The sequence below is a fragment of the Rossellomorea vietnamensis genome (assembly GCF_008180415.1).
Classification (GTDB): Bacteria; Bacillota; Bacilli; order Bacillales; family Bacillaceae_B; genus Rossellomorea; species Rossellomorea vietnamensis_C.
In genome coordinates, this window is record NZ_VTEI01000001.1 from 551,872 (window position 1) to 558,305 (window position 6,434).

A 6,434-nucleotide genomic window follows, 5' to 3' on the forward strand; every position below is an offset into this window, starting at 1 on the left:
TTTCACCTGCAGTTTAATTTAAATGTATTTTATATTAACCTTTCGCTTTACTAGAAGGAATCCCTCTAGTTAATTTTCGAACAAATCCGACATTCCAATTGAATAAAAGCGGTTAATAAGCATTACAGCAAACATTTAAACAGTATACATACAAATATATGGCTTCTTTTGTCGAAACTTATTTACGGGAAAATAAAAAAATGAGAGAGAAATGAAACTTTTTTGGAGAGAGAGGAATAGATTTGCTCGGAACTACAAGGATTCTGTATGGAGTGGCAGCTCTCTTGGAATAGTGATTGAATGCTCTGCTACTAACTAACTGCACTAATTTCTCATGGTGGAGTAGCGATGCGGTCTGCGAGGATTTCTGACTGAATCAATTTCTCATTTTGGAGATTCAGCGCTGAAAGGAAGGGATAGATATGAATTGATGTCTATGATCAATGAGATTCAAATGAGATTCACTTTACTCTAAGATCAAAGGAAACTGCCCTGGAAGCCAGAATAAGATAAAATCAATAATTCTGAGAACATCCTTGTAATTATAAAATCTGGACAAACAAAAAAGAGACTATCTAAAAAGATAATCTCTTTGGGATGACCCGTACGGGATTCGAACCCGTGTTACCGCCGTGAAAGGGCGGTGTCTTAACCGCTTGACCAACGGGCCGTATGTAGATGGCGGAGAAGGAGGGATTTGAACCCTCGCGCCAGTTGCCCGACCTACACCCTTAGCAGGGGCGCCTCTTCAGCCACTTGAGTACTTCTCCAATATGGCTCCGCAGGCAGGACTCGAACCTGCGACCGATCGGTTAACAGCCGATAGCTCTACCACTGAGCTACTGCGAAAAAAAATCATGGTGGGCCTAAGTGGACTCGAACCACCGACCTCACGCTTATCAGGCGTGCGCTCTAACCAGCTGAGCTATAGGCCCATGGAGCGGGTGAAGGGAATCGAACCCTCATCATCAGCTTGGAAGGCTGAGGTTTTACCACTAAACTACACCCGCAAAAACCAAATGGGGCGACTGATGGGAATCGAACCCACGAATGTCGGAACCACAATCCGATGCGTTAACCACTTCGCCACAATCGCCATAGTATTCATTTTTTAAAATAGTGGTGGCTCAGGACGGAATCGAACCGCCGACACATGGATTTTCAGTCCATTGCTCTACCAACTGAGCTACTGAGCCATACTGGTTTCGGCTTCCGCTAAACTTCGAATCTCTTCGTCAGTTCCTTCGCTCATATCCTCACGCACCTCCAGTGCGCTCCGGTATTCCCTCAGTCACTTCCTTGACCTTCTCGTTTATCGAAACCCTCTTAGTTTGAATTCATTTGCATTGAATATCGCTAAGCTGCGAATCTCTTCGTCAGCACCCTCTTTCACATCCTCATGCACCTGTCAGTGCACTCCGGTGTTCATTCGGTTGCTTCCTCGACCTTCTTGCTTATCGAAACCCTCTTAGTTTGAACTATGAGTTCAATAGTAAATGTTCTAACACTATATCTTAAAAATGGCGGTCCGGACGGGACTCGAACCCGCGACCTCCTGCGTGACAGGCAGGCATTCTAACCAACTGAACTACCGGACCATGTGAGGCTTCCGCATTAAGCGAAAGCCTCTTGTATTGCGGGAGCAGGATTTGAACCTGCGACCTTCGGGTTATGAGCCCGACGAGCTACCGAACTGCTCCATCCCGCGACGATAAAGTAAATATGGAGGAGGAAGGGGGATTCGAACCCCCGCGGGCTGTTACACCCCTGTCGGTTTTCAAGACCGATCCCTTCAGCCGGACTTGGGTATTCCTCCGTTATATCATTCAAAAAGATGGTGGACCTTGTAGGACTCGAACCTACGACCGGACGGTTATGAGCCGTCTGCTCTAACCAACTGAGCTAAAGGTCCATTAAGTAGCGGCGGAGGGGATCGAACCCCCGACCTCACGGGTATGAACCGTACGCTCTAGCCAGCTGAGCTACACCGCCAAGATATGAATAGATTCTTTTACCAAGTTTTCAAATTAAATATCCATTGCTTCGCTGCGCAAGGTTAATGATATTTATTTTACTTCACTTCGTTTCGTAAAAAAATCAAGTGGAGCCTAGCGGGATCGAACCGCTGACCTCCTGCGTGCAAAGCAGGCGCTCTCCCAGCTGAGCTAAGGCCCCATAAAATTATTCGAAAGTGGTCGGGAAGACAGGATTTGAACCTGCGACCCCTTGGTCCCAAACCAAGTGCTCTACCAAGCTGAGCTACTCCCCGATATAAATGGCGCGCCCGAGAGGAGTCGAACCCCTAACCTTTTGATCCGTAGTCAAACGCTCTATCCAATTGAGCTACGGGCGCATATAAATAATCTCTGGTGCCGAGGACCGGAATCGAACCGGTACGGTAGTCACCTACCGCAGGATTTTAAGTCCTGTGCGTCTGCCAGTTCCGCCACCCCGGCTAAGAAACTGTATGGAGCGGAAGACGGGATTCGAACCCGCGACCCCCACCTTGGCAAGGTGGTGTTCTACCACTGAACTACTTCCGCGAATGGTGCGGGTGAAGGGACTTGAACCCCCACGCCTTGCGGCGCCAGATCCTAAGTCTGGTGCGTCTGCCAATTCCGCCACACCCGCATTTTTTAAAGTCATTTGCCTCTGGCAAAAAACTATGGTGAGCCATGAAGGATTCGAACCTTCGACCCTCTGATTAAAAGTCAGATGCTCTACCAACTGAGCTAATGGCTCGTACTAATTAGAAAGTGGTGCCGGCAAGAGGACTTGAACCCCCAACCTACTGATTACAAGTCAGTTGCTCTACCAGTTGAGCTACACCGGCAAGTATTTTGTCTCAGAAGAAACAATTTACTAGGTATTATTTTAATTCGCTTTATTTTTTAGACTGAAGTTTTTTAAAGGAGATTTATTTACTCCGCTTCGCTTTGTAAAAAACTTGGTGGAGGATGACGGGATCGAACCGCCGACCCTCTGCTTGTAAGGCAGATGCTCTCCCAGCTGAGCTAATCCTCCGTTATAAAGCCTGGCGACGTCCTACTCTCACAGGGGGAGATCCCCCAACTACCATCGGCGCTGAAGAGCTTAACTTCCGTGTTCGGCATGGGAACGGGTGTGACCTCTTCGCCTTAGTCACCAGACAATGTCCTTTTTAGGGACAAGTACTATTATAACGAGTTATTTATTTTTTTCAAGTGTTTTCTCAAAAAAATTATTCACTCAAAACTAGATAAAGAGTCAGAAGAAAGAAGAAAGYATTCCGAGTTTCGCTGTTATTTCGTGGTTAAGTCCTCGATCGATTAGTATCTGTCAGCTGCACGTGTCGCCACGCTTCCACCTCAGACCTATCTACCTGATCATCTTTCAGGGATCTTACTCACATAAAGTGATGGGAAATCTCATCTCGAGGGGGGCTTCATGCTTAGATGCTTTCAGCACTTATCCCTTCCGCACATAGCTACCCAGCGATGCCTTTGGCAAGACAACTGGTACACCAGCGGTGCGTCCATCCCGGTCCTCTCGTACTAAGGACAGCGCACGTGTCGCCACGCTTCCACCTCAGACCTATCTACCTGATCATCTTTCAGGGATCTTACTCACATAAAGTGATGGGAAATCTCATCTCGAGGGGGGCTTCATGCTTAGATGCTTTCAGCACTTATCCCTTCCGCACATAGCTACCCAGCGATGCCTTTGGCAAGACAACTGGTACACCAGCGGTGCGTCCATCCCGGTCCTCTCGTACTAAGGACAGCTCCTCTCAAATTTCCTGCGCCCACGACGGATAGGGACCGAACTGTCTCACGACGTTCTGAACCCAGCTCGCGTACCGCTTTAATGGGCGAACAGCCCAACCCTTGGGACCGACTACAGCCCCAGGATGCGATGAGCCGACATCGAGGTGCCAAACCTCCCCGTCGATGTGGACTCTTGGGGGAGATAAGCCTGTTATCCCCGGGGTAGCTTTTATCCGTTGAGCGATGGCCCTTCCATGCGGAACCACCGGATCACTAAGCCCGACTTTCGTCCCTGCTCGACTTGTAGGTCTCGCAGTCAAGCTCCCTTGTGCCTTTACACTCTGCGAATGATTTCCAACCATTCTGAGGGAACCTTTGGGCGCCTCCGTTACTCTTTAGGAGGCGACCGCCCCAGTCAAACTGCCCACCTGACACTGTCTCCCACCCCGATAAGGGGCGCGGGTTAGAAGTTCAACACAGCCAGGGTAGTATCCCACCGACGCCTCCACCGAAGCTGGCGCTCCGGTTTCCAAGGCTCCTACCTATCCTGTACAAGCTGTGCCAAAATTCAATATCAGGCTACAGTAAAGCTCCACGGGGTCTTTCCGTCCTGTCGCGGGTAACCTGCATCTTCACAGGTACTATAATTTCACCGAGTCTCTCGTTGAGACAGTGCCCAGATCGTTGCGCCTTTCGTGCGGGTCGGAACTTACCCGACAAGGAATTTCGCTACCTTAGGACCGTTATAGTTACGGCCGCCGTTTACTGGGGCTTCGGTTCGCACCTTCGCTTAGCAGCTAAGCACTCCCCTTAACCTTCCAGCACCGGGCAGGCGTCAGCCCCTATACTTCGCCTTACGGCTTCGCAGAGACCTGTGTTTTTGCTAAACAGTCGCCTGGGCCTATTCACTGCGGCTCTCTCGGGCTTGCACCCTACCAGAGCACCCCTTCTCCCGAAGTTACGGGGTCATTTTGCCGAGTTCCTTAACGAGAGTTCTCTCGCTCACCTTAGGATTCTCTCCTCGCCTACCTGTGTCGGTTTGCGGTACGGGCACCTTTTTCCTCGCTAGAGGCTTTTCTTGGCAGTGTGGAATCAGGAACTTCGGTACTATATTTCCCTCGCTGTCACAGCTCAGCCTTCACGGTGACGGGATTTGCCTCATCACCAGCCTAACTGCTTAGACGCGCATATCCARCAGCGCGCTTACCCTATCCTCCTGCGTCCCCCCATCACTCAAACGGAAAAGAGGTGGTACAGGAATATCAACCTGTTATCCATCGCCTACGCCTTTCGGCCTCGGCTTAGGTCCCGACTAACCCTGAGCGGACGAGCCTTCCTCAGGAAACCTTAGGCATTCGGTGGACAGGATTCTCACCTGTCTTTCGCTACTCATACCGGCATTCTCACTTCTAAGCGCTCCACCAGTCCTTACGGTCCAGCTTCTCAGCCCTTAGAACGCTCTCCTACCACTGACACCWAAYGGTGTCAATCCACAGCTTCGGTGATACGTTTAGCCCCGGTACATTTTCGGCGCAGAGTCACTCGACCAGTGAGCTATTACGCACTCTTTAAATGGTGGCTGCTTCTAAGCCAACATCCTGGTTGTCTAAGCAACTCCACATCCTTTTCCACTTAACGTATACTTTGGGACCTTAGCTGGTGGTCTGGGCTGTTTCCCTTTCGACTACGGATCTTATCACTCGCAGTCTGACTCCCATGGATAAGTCTTTGGCATTCGGAGTTTGTCTGAATTCGGTAACCCGATGAGGGCCCCTAGTCCAAACAGTGCTCTACCTCCAAGACTCTTACTACATGAGGCTAGCCCTAAAGCTATTTCGGAGAGAACCAGCTATCTCCAGGTTCGATTGGAATTTCTCCGCTACCCACACCTCATCCCCGCACTTTTCAACGTGCGTGGGTTCGGGCCTCCATTCAGTGTTACCTGAACTTCACCCTGGACATGGGTAGATCACCTGGTTTCGGGTCTACGACCACATACTCATTCGCCCTATTCAGACTCGCTTTCGCTGCGGCTCCGTCTTTCCGACTTAACCTTGCATGGGATCGTAACTCGCCGGTTCATTCTACAAAAGGCACGCCATCACCCGTTAACGGGCTCTGACTACTTGTAGGCACACGGTTTCAGGATCTATTTCACTCCCCTTCCGGGGTGCTTTTCACCTTTCCCTCACGGTACTGGTTCACTATCGGTCACTAGGGAGTATTTAGCCTTGGGAGATGGTCCTCCCAGCTTCCGACGGGATTTCTCGTGTCCCGCCGTACTCAGGATCCACTCAAGAGGGAACGAAGTTTCGACTACAGGGTTATTACCTTCTGTGACGAGCCTTTCCAAGCTTCTTCGTCTACTTCGTTCCTTTGTAACTCCGTATAGAGTGTCCTACAACCCCAAGAGGCAAGCCTCTTGGTTTGGGCTAATCCCGTTTCGCTCGCCGCTACTCAGGGAATCGCGTTTGCTTTCTCTTCCTCCGGGTACTTAGATGTTTCAGTTCCCCGGGTCTGCCTTCCATACTCTATGTATTCAAGTATGGATACTGCACCATTACGTGCAGCGGGTTTCCCCATTCGGAAATCTCCGGATCAAAGCTTACTTACAGCTCCCCGAAGCATATCGGTGTTAGTCCCGTCCTTCATCGGCTCCTAGTGCCAAGGCATCCACCGTGCGCCCTT

General features: G+C 50.1%; 21 tRNA genes and 2 rRNA genes. All 23 read right to left on the reverse strand.

What is annotated here, in order from left to right:
* Nucleotides 1–598 precede the first annotated feature (598 nt).
* Nucleotides 599–670, reverse strand: a tRNA-Glu gene (locus tag FZC78_RS02550).
* A 9-nt stretch (nucleotides 671–679) separates the two neighbouring features.
* Nucleotides 680–770, reverse strand: a tRNA-Ser gene (locus FZC78_RS02555).
* A 4-nt stretch (nucleotides 771–774) separates the two neighbouring features.
* Nucleotides 775–849, reverse strand: a tRNA-Asn gene (locus FZC78_RS02560).
* 9 nt (nucleotides 850–858) lie between these two features.
* A tRNA-Ile gene (locus FZC78_RS02565) sits at nucleotides 859–935 on the reverse strand.
* 1 nt (nucleotide 936) lies between these two features.
* Nucleotides 937–1,010: transfer RNA gene (locus FZC78_RS02570), tRNA-Gly, on the reverse strand.
* 10 nt (nucleotides 1,011–1,020) lie between these two features.
* A tRNA-His gene (locus FZC78_RS02575) sits at nucleotides 1,021–1,096 on the reverse strand.
* Between the two features lie 24 nt (nucleotides 1,097–1,120).
* Nucleotides 1,121–1,196: transfer RNA gene (locus FZC78_RS02580), tRNA-Phe, on the reverse strand.
* Between the two features lie 325 nt (nucleotides 1,197–1,521).
* A tRNA-Asp gene (locus tag FZC78_RS02585) sits at nucleotides 1,522–1,598 on the reverse strand.
* A gap of 36 nt (nucleotides 1,599–1,634) precedes the next feature.
* Nucleotides 1,635–1,708 (reverse strand) — tRNA-Met (locus tag FZC78_RS02590).
* Between the two features lie 15 nt (nucleotides 1,709–1,723).
* Nucleotides 1,724–1,816: transfer RNA gene (locus tag FZC78_RS02595), tRNA-Ser, on the reverse strand.
* Between the two features lie 19 nt (nucleotides 1,817–1,835).
* Nucleotides 1,836–1,912 (reverse strand) — tRNA-Ile (locus tag FZC78_RS02600).
* A gap of 6 nt (nucleotides 1,913–1,918) precedes the next feature.
* Nucleotides 1,919–1,992, reverse strand: a tRNA-Met gene (locus FZC78_RS02605).
* Nucleotides 1,993–2,102: 110 nt separating this feature from the next.
* Nucleotides 2,103–2,175, reverse strand: a tRNA-Ala gene (locus FZC78_RS02610).
* A gap of 17 nt (nucleotides 2,176–2,192) precedes the next feature.
* Nucleotides 2,193–2,269: transfer RNA gene (locus FZC78_RS02615), tRNA-Pro, on the reverse strand.
* A gap of 7 nt (nucleotides 2,270–2,276) precedes the next feature.
* Nucleotides 2,277–2,353: transfer RNA gene (locus FZC78_RS02620), tRNA-Arg, on the reverse strand.
* 14 nt (nucleotides 2,354–2,367) lie between these two features.
* Nucleotides 2,368–2,456 (reverse strand) — tRNA-Leu (locus FZC78_RS02625).
* Between the two features lie 12 nt (nucleotides 2,457–2,468).
* Nucleotides 2,469–2,543, reverse strand: a tRNA-Gly gene (locus tag FZC78_RS02630).
* 3 nt (nucleotides 2,544–2,546) lie between these two features.
* A tRNA-Leu gene (locus FZC78_RS02635) sits at nucleotides 2,547–2,631 on the reverse strand.
* A 35-nt stretch (nucleotides 2,632–2,666) separates the two neighbouring features.
* Nucleotides 2,667–2,742, reverse strand: a tRNA-Lys gene (locus FZC78_RS02640).
* A 15-nt stretch (nucleotides 2,743–2,757) separates the two neighbouring features.
* Nucleotides 2,758–2,833 (reverse strand) — tRNA-Thr (locus FZC78_RS02645).
* 115 nt (nucleotides 2,834–2,948) lie between these two features.
* Nucleotides 2,949–3,024 (reverse strand) — tRNA-Val (locus FZC78_RS02650).
* 8 nt (nucleotides 3,025–3,032) lie between these two features.
* Nucleotides 3,033–3,149, reverse strand: a 5S ribosomal RNA gene (rrf, locus tag FZC78_RS02655).
* A gap of 357 nt (nucleotides 3,150–3,506) precedes the next feature.
* Nucleotides 3,507–6,434, reverse strand: a 23S ribosomal RNA gene (locus tag FZC78_RS02660); the annotation flags it as partial.